The organism is Verrucosispora sp. WMMA2121 (assembly GCF_027460185.1).
GTDB lineage: Bacteria > Actinomycetota > Actinomycetes > Mycobacteriales > Micromonosporaceae > Micromonospora > Micromonospora palythoicola.
Genome location: NZ_JAPZBH010000006.1, coordinates 2055782 through 2069736 on the forward strand (window position 1 = coordinate 2055782; position 13955 = coordinate 2069736).

Annotated in this window: 16 protein-coding genes; 7 read left to right on the forward strand and 9 right to left on the reverse strand. The window is 71.7% G+C overall.

Going from position 1 to position 13955, the window contains the following annotated elements; translation table 11 throughout:
- Positions 1-61 precede the first annotated feature (61 nt).
- Positions 62-1102 (forward strand): terpene synthase family protein, encoded by a 1041-nt coding sequence (locus tag O7605_RS18265; protein ID WP_269740295.1) that lies wholly within the window; start codon positions 62-64, stop codon positions 1100-1102.
- 14 nt (positions 1103-1116) lie between these two features.
- Here O7605_RS18265 and mqnP read toward each other — a convergent pair whose 3' ends face one another.
- The gene (gene mqnP / locus O7605_RS18270) at positions 1117-2034 is read right to left on the reverse strand and encodes a menaquinone biosynthesis prenyltransferase MqnP (protein WP_269740296.1); all 918 of its coding nucleotides are present in this window, start codon (positions 2032-2034) and stop codon (positions 1117-1119) included.
- A complete protein-coding gene (locus O7605_RS18275) occupies positions 2034-3494 on the reverse strand; it encodes a menaquinone biosynthesis decarboxylase (RefSeq protein WP_269740297.1) in 1461 nt (486 codons plus the stop codon). Before O7605_RS18275 ends, mqnP begins: the two co-directional genes overlap by 1 nt.
- A 177-nt stretch (positions 3495-3671) precedes the next feature.
- Here O7605_RS18275 and O7605_RS18280 point away from each other — a divergent pair, with 177 nt between their 5' ends.
- Positions 3672-5084: a hypothetical protein gene (locus tag O7605_RS18280; RefSeq protein ID WP_269740298.1), complete on the forward strand. Its 1413-nt coding sequence runs from the start codon at positions 3672-3674 to the stop codon at positions 5082-5084.
- 64 nt (positions 5085-5148) lie between these two features.
- The gene (locus O7605_RS18285; protein WP_269740299.1) at positions 5149-6036 is read left to right on the forward strand and encodes a transglutaminase-like domain-containing protein; all 888 of its coding nucleotides are present in this window, start codon (positions 5149-5151) and stop codon (positions 6034-6036) included.
- 18 nt (positions 6037-6054) lie between these two features.
- On the opposite strand, the gene O7605_RS18290 is transcribed toward O7605_RS18285, so the two are convergent.
- Positions 6055-6543: a carboxymuconolactone decarboxylase family protein gene (locus O7605_RS18290; protein WP_269740300.1), complete on the reverse strand. Its 489-nt coding sequence runs from the start codon at positions 6541-6543 to the stop codon at positions 6055-6057.
- Between the two features lie 137 nt (positions 6544-6680).
- Here O7605_RS18290 and O7605_RS18295 point away from each other — a divergent pair, with 137 nt between their 5' ends.
- Positions 6681-7157: a MarR family winged helix-turn-helix transcriptional regulator gene (locus O7605_RS18295; protein WP_269740301.1), complete on the forward strand. Its 477-nt coding sequence runs from the start codon at positions 6681-6683 to the stop codon at positions 7155-7157.
- Here O7605_RS18295 and O7605_RS18300 read toward each other — a convergent pair.
- Positions 7147-7341, reverse strand: coding sequence for a DUF397 domain-containing protein (locus O7605_RS18300; protein WP_269740302.1), 195 nt, complete (start codon positions 7339-7341; stop codon positions 7147-7149). The two genes, O7605_RS18295 and O7605_RS18300, sit on opposite strands and share 11 nt — an antisense overlap.
- Positions 7329-8120, reverse strand: a complete 792-nt coding sequence (locus O7605_RS18305; RefSeq protein ID WP_332317137.1) for a helix-turn-helix domain-containing protein — start codon at positions 8118-8120, stop codon at positions 7329-7331. The genes O7605_RS18300 and O7605_RS18305 overlap by 13 nt, the downstream gene beginning before the upstream one ends.
- 219 nt (positions 8121-8339) lie before the next feature.
- Here O7605_RS18305 and O7605_RS18310 point away from each other — a divergent pair, with 219 nt between their 5' ends.
- The 3 genes from O7605_RS18310 to O7605_RS18320 all read left to right on the forward strand — a co-directional run bounded on the left by O7605_RS18310 (position 8340) and on the right by O7605_RS18320 (position 9814).
- On the forward strand, positions 8340-8612 hold the full coding sequence (locus tag O7605_RS18310; RefSeq protein ID WP_269740303.1) for a hypothetical protein: 273 nt from the start codon (positions 8340-8342) through the stop codon (positions 8610-8612).
- 232 nt (positions 8613-8844) lie between these two features.
- A complete protein-coding gene (gene nfi, locus O7605_RS18315; RefSeq protein ID WP_269742677.1) occupies positions 8845-9480 on the forward strand; it encodes a deoxyribonuclease V in 636 nt (211 codons plus the stop codon).
- A 136-nt stretch (positions 9481-9616) separates the two neighbouring features.
- On the forward strand, positions 9617-9814 hold the full coding sequence (locus tag O7605_RS18320) for a hypothetical protein (RefSeq protein ID WP_269740304.1): 198 nt from the start codon (positions 9617-9619) through the stop codon (positions 9812-9814).
- A gap of 12 nt (positions 9815-9826) precedes the next feature.
- Here O7605_RS18320 and ccsB read toward each other — a convergent pair whose 3' ends face one another.
- The 4 genes from ccsB to O7605_RS18340 are packed head-to-tail and all read right to left on the reverse strand — an operon-like array spanning position 9827 to position 13954.
- Positions 9827-10894 (reverse strand): c-type cytochrome biogenesis protein CcsB, encoded by a 1068-nt coding sequence (gene ccsB / locus O7605_RS18325; RefSeq protein ID WP_269740305.1) that lies wholly within the window; start codon positions 10892-10894, stop codon positions 9827-9829.
- Positions 10894-12540 (reverse strand): cytochrome c biogenesis protein ResB, encoded by a 1647-nt coding sequence (gene resB, locus O7605_RS18330; protein WP_269740306.1) that lies wholly within the window; start codon positions 12538-12540, stop codon positions 10894-10896. Before resB ends, ccsB begins: the two co-directional genes overlap by 1 nt.
- A complete protein-coding gene (locus O7605_RS18335) occupies positions 12540-13379 on the reverse strand; it encodes a cytochrome c biogenesis CcdA family protein (RefSeq protein ID WP_269740307.1) in 840 nt (279 codons plus the stop codon). Before O7605_RS18335 ends, resB begins: the two co-directional genes overlap by 1 nt.
- The gene (locus O7605_RS18340; RefSeq protein WP_269740308.1) at positions 13379-13954 is read right to left on the reverse strand and encodes a TlpA family protein disulfide reductase; all 576 of its coding nucleotides are present in this window, start codon (positions 13952-13954) and stop codon (positions 13379-13381) included. Before O7605_RS18340 ends, O7605_RS18335 begins: the two co-directional genes overlap by 1 nt.
- Position 13955: the final 1 nt, after the last annotated feature.

The following is a 13955-nucleotide window of genomic DNA, read 5'->3' on the forward strand; positions in this document are numbered from 1 at the left end:
GATGCCCGGCCGGTCTGCGGGGCTTATCGGGAGCTGGCATGCTGCCGGGGACGGAAGCACCGTGGGGGCCGACCGGAAGGATGTGGAGATCATCTCGTCGTCGGCCGGCTCCACCCGCCACATCCTGCCGTCGCTGCGTGCCGCCTGCCCGATCGCGCCGCAGCTCTCCCCGTACGCCGACGACGTGCAGGAGTGGCTGGTGTCCGAGCTGCCGCTGGACGCGCCGACGCGGGAGCGGCTGGGTCGGGCCGGTTTCGCCCGCTACGCGGGACGGCTCTATCCCGATGCCACCGAGGCCGACCTGCGCACCCTGACCGCGCTGTTCACCTGGTTCTTCCTGGTCGACGACGCCTGCGACGGCCCCGAGCGGATCGGCCAGGACCAGATCCGGGCCCTGCGCGACGGCGCGGTCGCGCTGCTGCGCGGCGGCCCCCGGCTGCGGCACCCCGGTCTGGCCGGTCCGCTGCGCCGGCTGCTGGTCGGTGCCTGGCGGGAGCCGCACCGCCGGATGCCGGCCCGCTGGCGGCTGCGCTTCGCCGACGCGGTCGCCCATCACCTCGACGGCACGTGGCAGGAGGCGGTCAACAAGGCGACCGGGCATGCGCCCGCCGTCGAGGAGTACGTCGAGCTGCGCCGGGCGACCTCGGCGGCGTACGTGTCGTACCCGCTGGTGGAGTTCGTCACCGGCCGGCCGCTGCCCGAGCCGGTCTACCACCATCCACGGCTGAGTCAGCTCCGCGACGTCGGTAACGACCTGCTCTCCTGGTACAACGACATCGCGTCGCTGGACCGGGACGCGGCCACCTCCGGCGGGCACAACCTGGTGCTGGCGCTGGCCGCGGCGCATCGCGTGCCGGTGCCCGCCGCCGTCGAGCTGGCGGCGCGGCGCTGGCACGCCTCGATGCGCCGGTTCGTCAGCCTGCGCGCCGCGCTGCCCTCGTTCGGTCCGGTGCTGGACCCGGCCGTCACCGACCACCTCGACGGGGTGGCCCGGGCCGTCCGCGGCACCATCGACTGGACCATGGAGAGCGCCCGCTACGCCGCGCCGGGCAGCAGGTCGTCGGGCGCGCACGCCGAGCCGGTCGGCCGGTCCGGCGCGTAAGCCGAGCCGATCGGTCAGGCCCGCAGGCCGAGCCGGATGACCAGGTCGAGCAGGGCGAAGGCGAACAGCGCGAGGCCGACGAAGCCGTTCGCGGTGAAGAACGCCCGGTTGACCCGGCTCAGGTCGGTCGGCGTGACCACCAGGTGCTGGTAGCCGAAGGCGACGGCGGTGAGGGCCAGCCCGATCCACCAGAGCCAGCCGAAGCCGATCAGCACGCCGAACCAGCCGAACAGCGCGAAGGTGACCACGTGCGCGACGGTGGAGGCGTGCAGGGCGAAGCGCAGGCCGTAGCGGGCCGGCACGCTGTGCACGCCGATCTCCCGGTCGACCTCGGCGTCCTGGCAGGCGTAGATCAGATCGAACCCACCGATCCACAGGCCGACGGCGGCACCGAGCAGCCAGGCCGGTCCCGAGCCGGCGAAGGTGCCGGTCACCGCGAGCCAGGCGCCGACCGGGCCGACCATCTGCGCGACGGCCAGGATGGCGTGCGGCCAGTTGGTGAACCGCTTGCCGTACGGGTAGACCACCAGCGGCACCACGGCCAGCGGCGCGAGCGCCAGAACGAGCGGGTTGAGCAGGGCGGCGGCGACCAGGAAGACCACCAGCGCCACGCCCGCGCCGGTCCAGGCCGTCCGCAGGCTCACCGCCCCGGTCACCAGCTCCCGGTTCGCGGTACGCGGATTACGCGCGTCGATCCGCCGATCCAGGATCCGGTTCGCCGCCATCGCGAACGTCCGCGCCCCCACCATCGCCACGGTGATCAGCAGCAGATCCACCCACCGAACCCGCCCCCCATTCACCTGCATCGCGGCCAGCGCCGCCAGATACGCGAACGGCAACGCGAACACCGAGTGCTCGATCGCCACGAGCTTGAGGAAGGACTTCACGCGCCCGGGACGCTCGGTCGGCTGCGCAACGGCGTCGGTCGCCATCAGATGCCGTACTCCTTCCAGCGCTTGTCGACCAGCGAGACGACCTCGGGGGCCATGGTCATTTCCTCGGGCCAGCCTCGGTGGTAGCCCTCCTCCGGGAGCTTGCGGGTGGCGTCGATGCCGGCCTTGCCACCCCAGAACTGCTGGTACGACGAATGATCCAGGTGGTCCACCGGGCCCTCGGTGAGCAGCAGGTCCCGGGCGTAGTCGACGTTGCCGAACGCGCGGAAGGCGACCTCGCGGTAGTCGTGCACGTCGCAGTCCTCGTCGACGATCACGATCAGCTTGGTCAGCGACATCATGTGCGCGCCCCAGATCGCGTTCATCACCTTCTGGGCGTGCTTGGGGTAGCGCTTGCGGATCGACACGATCGCGCAGTTGTGGAAGACACCGGCGGCCGGCAGGTCGTAGTCGACGATGTCCGGGATCAGGAAACGCAGCAGCGGCGCGAAGATCCGCTCGGTGGCCTTGCCGAGGCCGTGATCCTCCTGCGGCGGCTTCGAGGTGACGATCGAGTGGTAGACCGGGTCGCGCTGCATGGTCATCGCCTCGACGTGCAGCACCGGGAAGGGCTCGACCGGGGTGTAGAAGCCGGTGTGGTCGCCGAACGGGCCCTCCGGCAGCCGCTCACCCGGCTCCAGGTAGCCCTCCAGCACCACCTGAGCGTGCGCCGGCACCTGCAACGGGACGGTCAGGCAGTCGACCATCTCCACCCGTTCGCCGCGCAGGAAGCCGGCGAACAGGTACTCGTCGATGTCGGCCGGCAGCGGCGCGCTGGAGGCGTAGCTGACCACCGGGTCGCAGCCGATGGCGATGGCGACCGGCAGCCGCTGGCCGAGCCGTTCGGCGACGGCGTGGTGCGCGGTGGAGTTCTTGTGGATCTGCCAGTGCATGCCGAGCGTGTTGTGGCTGTGCTGCTGAAGCCGGTAGAGGCCGAGGTTCCGTTTGCCGGTCTCCGGGTGCTTGGTGTGGGTCAGCCCGAAGTTGTGGAAGATCCCACCGTCGCCCGGCCACACCTGGAGCCCGGGCAGCCGGTTCAGGTCGACGTCGTCACCCCGGTAGACCACCTGCTGGCAGGGGGCGGTCCGGACCTTCTTCGGCGGCATCGAGGTGAGCTGCATGACCTTGCCCAGGCCGCCCATCATGCCGGAGAAGCCCACCGGCAGCTCCGGCTTGAGCATCTCGCCGATCCGGTTGCCGATCTCGTCCAGCGACTCGACGCCGAGCGCCATCGCGGTGCGCTTCTCGGTGCCGAACAGGTTGATCGCCACCGGCATCTCACCCCGGGTGGGCTGCTCGAACAGCAGTGCCGGCCCGTCGGCCCGCACCGTCCGGGTGACGATCTCGCTGATCTCCAGCGTCGGGTCGACCGGGACGCCGACGCGCCGCAGTTCACCCGCGCGCTCCAGCGCCGCGAGGAAGTCCTTCAGATCGGTGTACGGGAAGCCACGAGCCGCCATGCCCGCAAGTCTCCCGCACCGCCCGACCGGCCCGCCAAGCGCGGGCGGACTTTCGGTCGGGGATCACCTCGCACGGGGCATCGGGTGTCGCACTCCACATCTAGGCTCATGACTCCCGACCCAGCCGGCGCACCGGTGCCGCTGTGCCGTCGCGGGTCCCTCGGTTGAAGGAGTCAGATGCGATCTGTGCGTAGTCCGGGCGTCCGCGTGGGGCGTTCCGCCATGGCGCTGGCGGTCGCCGCCTCGGCCGTGGCGTTCGGGGCTCCGGCCCACGCCGAGAGCGGGTCCGGTTGGTTCCAGGCCCAGCTGGACGACGTGGTGATCGGGGCGTCCGGGGCTCCGGGCAAGGTCAAACCCCTCTACGTGTACGCGCAGGACACGGTCAACCCCCGGGTCGTGGTCGACCTGGGCGACCTGGCCGGCGTCGCCACCGCAGAGTTCCCCGCCTGGTGCGCCGCCGCCGGCACCCAGGTCACCTGCCCGCTCCCGCCGGATGTCGACCCGACCGCCAGCCTTCAGGCCGGCAGCATCCCGGTGCTGTTCCGGCCGGCGGACGGCGCCACCCGGGGCGACAGCGCCAGCGTCGTCTACCAGGCGTTGGCCGACAACGCCGAGCCCTGGGTGGCGACGGCGACGGTCTCCGTCAGCGACGGAGCGGATCTGGTCAACCTGGGCGACGGCCGGGTGGACAGCGCTGCTGTCGGCGACCGGTTGGCCGCACCGGTCCGGCTCACCAACCTCGGCAACCGGACCAGCCGGGGAGTCCGGGTCACCTTCACCCTCTCCTCCGGGCTGACCCCGTCCACCTGGTCCAACTGCTGGTACGCGCCGCTCGCCGGGCACCGCACCTCGGTCGTCTGCGACCTCACCGGGCGGGTCCGGCCGGGGACGACGATGGAGGTTCCGGGCGGCTTCGGCTTCGAGATCGGCAGCTCGGCGTACGCCGGGGAGAGCCTCGACCAGTTCGTCGAGCCGCTGGCCGGTGCCGCGCCGCTGCCGGCGGAGCTCGGCTACCAGCGTCCGGAGGGCGGCACCGAGCTGAAGCTGCGGACCAGCCGGACCACGTCCCCGGCGGCCCGCACGCTGACCAGGGAGATCGATCCGAGCGACAACTGGGCGTCCTTCTACGTCGACGACGTGCCGAACAGCCTGGACCTGGCCGCTCTGGCGGAGCCGGTCGTCGGCCCGGTCGGCGGTTCGGCGGTCCTGCGGGCCGGGGTTGGCAACAACGGCGCGGGCAGCCTCGACGACTTCCGCAGCGGCGCGGGCGAGGTGGCGCCGTTCTACCTGAGGGTGCCGGCCGGGGTGACCGTGGAGTCGGTGCCCGCGTCCTGCTTCGCCCTGTACGAGTCGGAGGACGGTTGGTACGGCGGTGAGCCGCTGCTCGGTGCCACCCGGTACCGCTGCGCGGTGCCCAGCTCGGTATTCGCCGCCGGCGAGACCTACCAGGTGGACTTCGGTGTCCGGATCACCGCCGCGGGCGGCGAGGCCGGCGCGGTGAGCCTTAACGCCCCCGGCCCGTACCGGTCCTGGTGGGATGACGACGCCGACAACGACGAGGTGCCGGTCGTCGTGTACGCCCAGTCCTGAGCGTGCTCATCCGCGCGCCGCGCCGTTCCTGCCCGAGCAGGACGCCGACTTCGAGGAGTGACACGTGGACCCAGACCGGACGAACCTCTCCCGGTACGCCCGACCGGGCCGGCTGACCACCGCCGGGCCGTTCGCCCCGCTGCTCGAAGCGGTGCCGGCCGAGCCGGCCGAGATCGCCCGGACGATCCAGGGGCTGCTGATCCACGAGCACATCGCCGACGCGTACGGGGTCGCCCTGACCGACGCCGATCGGCAGACCGTGCACCTGCGGCCGGCCGACGACTTGCTCGCCCGCATCGCGGGTGGGCCGGATGCCCAGCCGCTGACCATCGCCCGTCCTCCTGAGCAGCGGGTGGCCGGCAACTGTCGGCACTACTCGCTGCTGCTGGTCACGGCGCTGCGGGCCCGGGGCGTGCCGGCCCGGGCCCGCTGTGGGTTCGGTGACTACTTTGTCGACGGCCGGTACGAGGACCACTGGGTCGCGGAGTACTGGAGCCCCGAGCAACTGCGCTGGATCATGGTCGACGCCCAGCTCGACGAGCGCCAGCGGGAGTTGTTCGGCATCGACTTCGACACCACAGACGTGCCCCGGGACCGGTTCCTGGTCGCCGGCGAGGCGTGGGCCCGCTGCCGGGCCGGTCACGCGGACCCGGACGTCTTTGGACTCAGCTTGACCGACGAGGGCGGCTGGTGGTGGATCGCCGGCAACATGATGCGCGACGCTGCCGCGCTGCACGGGGTGGAGCTGCTGCCGTGGGACTCCTGGGGCGCGATGCCCGCCCCGGAGGAGAAGCTCGACGATCAGCGGATGGCGCTCTTCGACGAGCTGGCCCGACTCACCCGCGAGCCCGACAGGCACGCGGATGAGCTGCGGCGGCTCTGCGCGGACGAACGGCTACGCGTCCCCGCCACCGTCCGCAACGACGTGCGTGGTTGCGACGAACCGGTGTGACGACCCGTCCCACCCCGGTCAGGCAGCCGGCTGCCAGTCGTACGCGGCCAGGGGCGGGTCGATCGGTGCCCGGGTGAGCCGGTTGGCGAAGGTGGAGATGGTGTACGTGCCGACGCCGAGCACCACGTCCAGGGCGTGCCGGGGCTGGTAGCCGGCGGCCAGGAACGCGGACAGTTCCGCGTCGGGCACCGCGCCCCGGTTGTCGAGCACGGCCAGGGTGAAGCACCGCAACGCCTCCAGCCGCTCGTCGGGCAGCGTCGCGCCCACGCGCAGCGCGTCGATCAGCTCCGGGGCGGCGCCGCGCCGGACGAGGGTGGCGGTGTGCATGGCCACGCAGAGGTGGCACTCGTTGCGGCCGGCGACCGTGAGCACCACGACCTCCCGCTGGATCGGGTCCAGCCCGCACCTGTCGAAGCTGGCGTTCGCGGTCAGGAAGCCGGTGAGCAGTTCGGGGGACTCGGCCATCAGACCGACCGCGCCAGGCAGGTAACCGATCCGGCGGTGCACCCCGTCCATGGTCGCCCCGGGCGGCCTCCGGTGCGGAGTCGATGGTGTGGGTGGTGAAGACGTGCGTGGACATGGCGGCACCCCTTGCCGTAAGTTAGTCAACGTGGTTGACCAAACCGTAAACCAGGTTGTCGAAATTGCCAACACCTGAACCGCAGCGACCCGGCTTCGTGCTGCCGCTGCTGCTCCTCGCCGGTTTCCGGGCGCTCATCGACGACCTGCACGCCGAGCTGGCCCGGCAGGGCCATCCGGAGTTGCGGCCATTGCACGGCTTCGTGCTCCAGGCCGTCGGCACCGCCGGCACCACCGCCTCCGAGCTGGGCAACCGGCTGGGCGTCTCCAAGCAGGCCGCCGGCAAGACCGTGGACCGCCTGGTCGCCCTCGGCTACCTGGAACGCGCCGACGACCCCCGCGACGCCCGGCGCAAGCTGGTCCGGCTGACCCCGTACGGGCTCGACGGGCTGCACCGGTCGACGGTCGTCTTCGACGAGCTGCGGCAGCGCTGGACGGAGACGCTCGGCGCGGATCGGGTCGCCGCCATCGAGGACGACCTGCGCAGCGTCACCCCCGCCAACTGGTTCCGGCTCGACATCCCGGGGTGGTTCACCGGCTGACCGGGAGCACCTCCAGGAACGCCCGCCAGGCCACCGGGCCGAAGGTCAGCACCGCGCCGTCGCGGTCCTTGCTGTCCCGGACCGCGACCAGGCCGGGCAGGTTGTCGGCCACCTCGACGCAGTTGCCGCCGTTGGTGCTGCTCCGGGTGCTGGTGCGCCACCGGGCGTCGGTCAGCTCCGCCATGACTCCGCCACCTCCGTCAACAACTCGATCGACTGCCGGGGCGGCAACGCCTCGCCCTGGATCGCCTCCCAGGAGGCCCGGATCGCCAGCACGTCCTCGGTGTGGTCGATCACCTGCCCCTTGAGCTGATCGTCCAGATAGGCCACATCCTCCCCACCCGGAAGGGTAGCCAGCACGAAGGCCCCGGCGACACCCGGATACGCGCCGACCGAGGCGGGCACCACGTGCAGCCGTACCCGGGCGTGCTCGGTGGCCAGCTTGACCAGCCGCCACAGTTGCTCGCGCATCACCACCGGCCCACCGACCGGGCGGCGCAGCACGTGTTCGTCGAGCACGGTGACCAGTTGCGGCGGTCGCTCGCCGGCGAGCACCGCCTGCCGGGCCAGTCGCGCCTCCACTCGCCGCTCCACCTCCGCGTCGTCGTAGAGGCCGACGCTGCGGAACAGCGCGCGGGCGTACGCCGAGGTTTGCAGCAGCCCCGGCACCACCGTGTGCTCGAACGACCGCAGCACGGTGGCCTGCCGCTCGTTGGCCTCCCACTCCCGCATCCACTGCGGCGAGCCGAGCCGGGCCAGCATCCGGACGAACGCGCCGCCGGTGTCGAGCGCGTCGTCCGCCCGCTGCCAGAAGTCGGGCGGCGGCTTGCGCGCCTCGGTCTCCACCATGGCCACCGTGGACGGCGAATAGTTGATCGCCCGAGCCAGGTCCTCCTGCGTCACCCTGCGCGCCGCCCGCATGTGCCGCAGCTCCTCGATCAGTACCCGCGACCGCTCGTCCACCCGCACCACTCCTCACCAGGACGCCCGCGTTCTCACCGCCCTCACCAGCGGCCACGTCAGGCACACAGGGCGATCGATTGCCTTCCGAGCGTAGTCGGCGTTTGCCCAGACTGTCCCCATCGGAACCGCCCGGATCCGACCCGAAAGGACGGGCGCAACCGAAGCGGGGCCGTCCGGCACGTCGGCGACGGACGGCCCCGCCTCCAGAGGGGTGGGCAGATGACCGCGCGGTTCCACGTACCGCTCCGGCCGCTCTGGCTGTGTCGGGTCTGCGCCGCACCGTGGCCCTGCGCCACCGCCCGGCTCGCTCTTCTCGCCGAGTACCGGGACAGCCACGTGGCCCTGTCGATCTACCTGGCCGGGATGCTGTACGACGCCGTCGACGACCTGTACCGCCTCAATCCGCACGACGCACCGAAGCCGGCCGCGCTGCACGACCGCTTCCTCGGCTGGGCCGCGCCTCGCGCACCCCGCCCGCAACCCACCGACTGACCGCCCGGCCACCCGGTCCGCCCGGCCACCCGGTCCGTCGGGCCGCCCGGCCGTCGGGCCGCCCGGCCATCGGCGACGACCTGTCAGGTCCCGATTGGTCGTACGCTCGCACCTCATGACGATCGTCCCCGCCGACCGGCCTTGCTCCGACGACGAGCCCGCGGTGGTCGAGGAACTGGGCGCGGCGGTCACCGCCGAAGAACTGGGCGCGGCGGTCACCTCCCCGGAGTCAGTGGCGGAGGCGGAGCGAATCCAGCAGGAGTTGCGGCAGCGCCTCGACCTGGATGACTGCCTGGACGTCGCGCCGAGGCTGGTCGCCGGCGTGGACGTGTCGTACCACAAGGACTCGTCGCGAATCGTCGCCGCCGCCGTGGTCATCGACCTGGCCACCGGTGCCGAGGTGGAGTCGGCCGTGGTACCCGGTCAGGTGAGCTTCCCGTACGTGCCGGGGCTGCTGGCCTTCCGGGAGGTGCCGATCCTGTTGACCGCGCTGGGCCGGCTCGACCATCAGCCCGACGTGGTGGTCTGCGACGGGTACGGCGTCGCCCATCCCCGGCGGTTCGGGCTCGCCTGCCACCTGGGCGTGCTGACCGGGCTGCCCACCTTCGGGGTGGCGAAGACGCCCTTCGTCGGTGCGTACGACGAGCCGGGCACCCGGCGGGGCGACTGGTCGCCGCTGCGCGAGGGCGACGAGGTGCTGGGTCGGGTGCTGCGTACCCAGACCGACGTCAAGCCGGTGTTCGTCTCCGTCGGCCACCGCACCAGCCTCGACCTAGCAACCAGGATCACGCTCGACCTCAGCCGCCACTACCGCCTGCCCGAGGTGATCCGCCGAGCCGACTTCCTCTCCCGCGAAGCCCTCCGCTGACCGCGGCATTCCTATGTCGAGTAATTCTTGGACACTTTCCGTTAGCGAATAACAGGAAATGTCCAAGATCTCGACGCACCTGGGGGAAATCTCACCAGTGGTGGACCGGGACGGCGGGGGACGACAGCATTGCGGCATGTCGGATGCGTACGTCGTGGGCCAGCCGGACGGGCTGTCGCCGCTACAGGTCGAGTTGCGCGACGCCATCGCCCGTGAGTTGCACGCACAGCTCGCACTGCGGTCCGAGCGCATCGAGCTGTCCGACGTACCGGAGGTCGCCTACCAGGTCACCCTGCGAGTGAACGAAACGCTGCGGCGGCACCGGCCGGTGTAGGCGTCTTGCGGGTCAGAGGCCGCCGTAGGAGTGCAGGCCCTCGAAGAAGATGTTCACGCCGAAGAGGTTCATCAGCACGGTCAGGAAGCCGAGGATGGCCAGCCAGGTGGCGGTGCTCCGGCGCACGCTCGGCGTGGCGCGGGCGTGCAGGTAGCCGGCGTACACCACCCAGGAGATGAACGCCCAGGTCTCCTTCGGGTCCCAGCCCCACGGGCGGCCCCAGGCCGCCTCGGCCCAGATCGCCCCGGCGATCACCGCGAAGGTGAAGATCGGGAACGAGAAGGCGTGCAGCACGAAGGTGAGCCGCTCCAGCCCGGCCGCCGCCGGCAGCCGCTTCGCCAGGGTGTACGGGAAGCTGCGCCGGCCGTCCTCGTAGCCGGCCCGCATCAGGTACGCCGCCGCCGGCACCACGCCCAGCAGGAACAGCCCCGACGCGAAGACGATCGTCGACACGTGCACGATGAACCAGTACGAGTTGAGCGCCGGCACCAGCGGCACGATCGGCGTGTAGAGCACCAGTTCGGCGGTGGCCACCAGCAGCACCATCACCAGCGTCAGGAACAGCCCGAGGCGGCGCAGGAACGGCCACTTCACCAGCACGGTCAGCCAGGCGGCGACCCCGATGAACGAGACCGTGAGCACGAACTCGTACATGTTGCCCCACGGCATCCGGTCGGCCGCGAGGCCGCGGGTGACCAGGGCCGCCAGGTGCAGCGCGGCGGCCACGGCGGTCAGCCCGACCGCGATCCGGCCGCCCAGCTCCGCCCGCCGCGCGGTGCGCTCGGCCCGACTCGGCGCCGCCGGACTCACCACAGCAGCACCGACCGACGGCGACCCGTCGGCGAGATCATCGGCGCTCCGGCCGTCCGCAGCGACGCCGTCCTCACCCGGGCCGACCACGGCCGGGCCGTCCGCGACGGTCGGGCCCGCGCCCACCCCCGCGCCGACCAGCTCGCGGGCCGGTGCCGCGACCGCCCTGGCGCGCGAGTTGCCCAGGGCGTACTCGACGGCATGACTGATCATCGCCAGCAGGTAAACCAGCGTGGCGATCGACACCAACTGATCGGAGAGTGCGGACATCACTCGGCTCCTTCCCGCGCCCGGGCCGGCGCGCCCGGGTCGGTGCCGGCGTCACCGGATCGTCCACCGATCGCGGTGACCAGTTGGGCGAACTCGGCGGCGAACCCGGGATGCTCGGTACGCGGCAGACCAGCCACCTCGACCAAACTACTACCGCCCGTCGGAGATCCACCGTCGGGGTCACCCGGAGCGGCCGGCAGCAGCCGGACGAACACCCGCCGACGCCTGACGAACAGCGAACCCATCAGCCCCAGCACCAGCCCGATCGAGCTGACCAGCAGCAGTGTCATGCCCGGGTCGTGGCGTACGGAAAGCGTGATGAACGGGCGGGTACCCAGGAACTCGACAGTCGTGCCGTCGTCCAGCGTCCAACTCTCACCAATCCGCAGCTCCCTGGCTCCGATCTCGGTGAGCCGACCGTTGCGCACCTGCCGCTGGTCGAGCTGGTAGACCGAACCGGGGATGCCGCCGTCCAGCCCCAGGTTGCCCCGGTAGGCGATCAGACCGAGCAACGGGTTCCGCTCGGTCGGATACTCGGAGCGGTCACCCGGAGGATCCTGCGGGGCGGTCGGCAGGTACAGGCCGTCGAAGGCCATCTGAAGGTCTGGATTCCGCTCGCCGGTCTCCGGATCGACGTTGGCGTCTGGGAAAGCGGCCAACCCTTCGCTGGTCAGCCCGATGTCACCGGTGCTGAGGAACGGCACGGCACTGGTCTGGCTCCGGCCGAACCGGTCGGTGTAGCGGATCACCGGGGCGTACCCGTGCCCGAGCAGGTAGACGTTCGCGCCGTCGAGACGCAGCGGCGAGTTGACCGAGAACTCCTCCGCGCGTGGCGCACCCCCGTCCTCGTCGACGGTCACCTTCGCGTTGTAGAACGCGGGCTGACCGGTTTCCAGGAAGCGGGCGTCGAACTCGTCGAGCTGCATGCAGAACCGGGGCAGGTTGTCACCGACGCGCGGGCCGAGCTTCGCTTCGGCGTACTGCTGGCGGGTGTTGCAGAAGACCTGGTCCGCTCCGGCGACCAGCAGCCGGTTGCCGTGCCAGCCGTACCAGGAACCGAGCGCCACACCGACCAGCACCAGCACCATCGAGCTGTGGAAGATCAGGTTGCCGGTCTCCTTGAGGTAGCCCTTTTCGGCGGAGACCTCGTCGCCGCGTACCGTCACCCGCCACCGCCGTCGCCGCAGCGTCTCCGCGACCGCCGCCGCGCCGCCCTCGGGCGCGGGCACCACCGCGTGCTGCGGCAGCCGCTCCAAGCGTTTCGGTACGGCCGGCGGACGGGCCCGCAGCGCCCGGACATGGTCCCGCAGCCGGGGCGTGATGCACCCGATCAGCGAGGTGAACAGCAGCAGGTAGATCGCGGAGAACCAGACCGAGCTGAACGCCTCGAACGCGCCCACCCGGTCGAGCAGCGGGGCCAGGTCGGGGTTGGCGGTGTAGAAGTCGCGTACGTCCTCCGGGTTGACCCCACGCTGCGGCAGCACCGAGCCGGGGATCGCCGCGATGGCGAGCAGGAAGAGCAGCACCAGCGCGGTACGCATGCTGGTCAGCTGCCGCCACGAGTTGCGCAGCAGGGCGAGCAGCGGGTTGGGGCGGCGCCGGGGCGCCTCGGCCGGGGTGGCGGGCCGGTCGTCCACGGCGGTCATCAGATGCCCACCTCGAAGTTGCCCACCCCGACGGTGGTCTGCAACCAGATCACCACGTTGGTCCAGCCGCCGGTGACCAGCGCCAGCCCGATCAGGATCAGCAGCGCCCCGCCGATCCGGGTGACCCAGCGGCTGTGCCGGCGTACCGTCCGGAAGACCCCCAGCAGGCGGTTGAAGCCCAGCCCGAAGACGACGAACGGCAGGCCCAGCCCGAGGCAGTACGCCACGGCCAGCACCACCGCCCGGTCCGTCTGCCCGCTGGTGGTGGCCATGCCGAGCACCGCGGCCAGCGTGGGCCCGGTGCACGGCACCCAGCTCAGCGCGAACACCGCACCGAGCACCGGCGCGCCGAGCAGCCCGGCGGCGGGTAGCCGGTTGATCCGGAACTCCCGCTGGAACCCGGGCAGCGCACCGAGGTAGCCCAGACCGAGCACGACGATGAGCCCACCGACGATGATCTCCAGTGTCCGCTCGTGGTCGAAGAAGACCCGGCCGACCCCGCTGAACAGGACCGCGGTGGCGGTGAACACGACGGTGAAGCCGGCGATGAACAGCAGCGTCCCGGCCAGCACCCGACCCTTCACCGCCGGGACGACCCGGCTGCGCTCCCGTACGGCCGTGCCGACGCCACCGCCACCGCCACCTGGTGACTCTGCGGGCGTCGGCTCCTGCCGGCCTTCGAGGTCCGCGCCGGCCAGGCCGGTGACGTACGAGAGGTAGCCGGGCATCAGCGGCAGCACGCACGGCGACAGGAAGCTGACCAGACCGGCCAGCGCCGCCGCGCCCAACGCCAGCAGCAACGGGCCGGACTCGGCGAGCTGACCGAACGTCCCGCCCATCAGCGCTGACCGGCCGGCGCGGGTGTCTCGGCGGCGATCCGCTCGACGATGGGTTGCAGCCCGTCCTGTCGGACCGCCGCCCGGATCACCGTGGCGATGCGGCCCTCCCGGTCCAGCACGACGGTGGCCGGGATGGTGTTCGGCGGGATGTCCATGTCGAGGGCGAGCCGGCTGCCCGGGTCGAAGATGCTCGGGTAGCTGACCCGGCCCTCCTCGAAGGCGATGGCCTTGTCCCGGCTGTCCTGCACGTTGATGCCGAGGAAGGTCACCCCGGAGTCCTTCGTCGCCTGGTAGGTGTTCTCCAGGTCGTCGGCCTCGGCCCGGCACGGCGCGCACCAGGAGCCCCAGAAGTTGACCACGACGACATTGCCCCGCTGGTCGGCCACGTCGTAGGAACCGCCGGCCAGCAGCTCACCGGCGATCTGCGGGGCGGCGGAACGCTGCTCGGGGGCGCACTCGACGATGCCGCCGGCGCTGTCGCAGGCGGACTCCCTACCGTCGGCCGTGCAGCCGGTCAGGACCACCGCGGCGGTCGCGGTGGCGAGCAGGCCAGCGGCCAGCCTCCCGGCACCCATC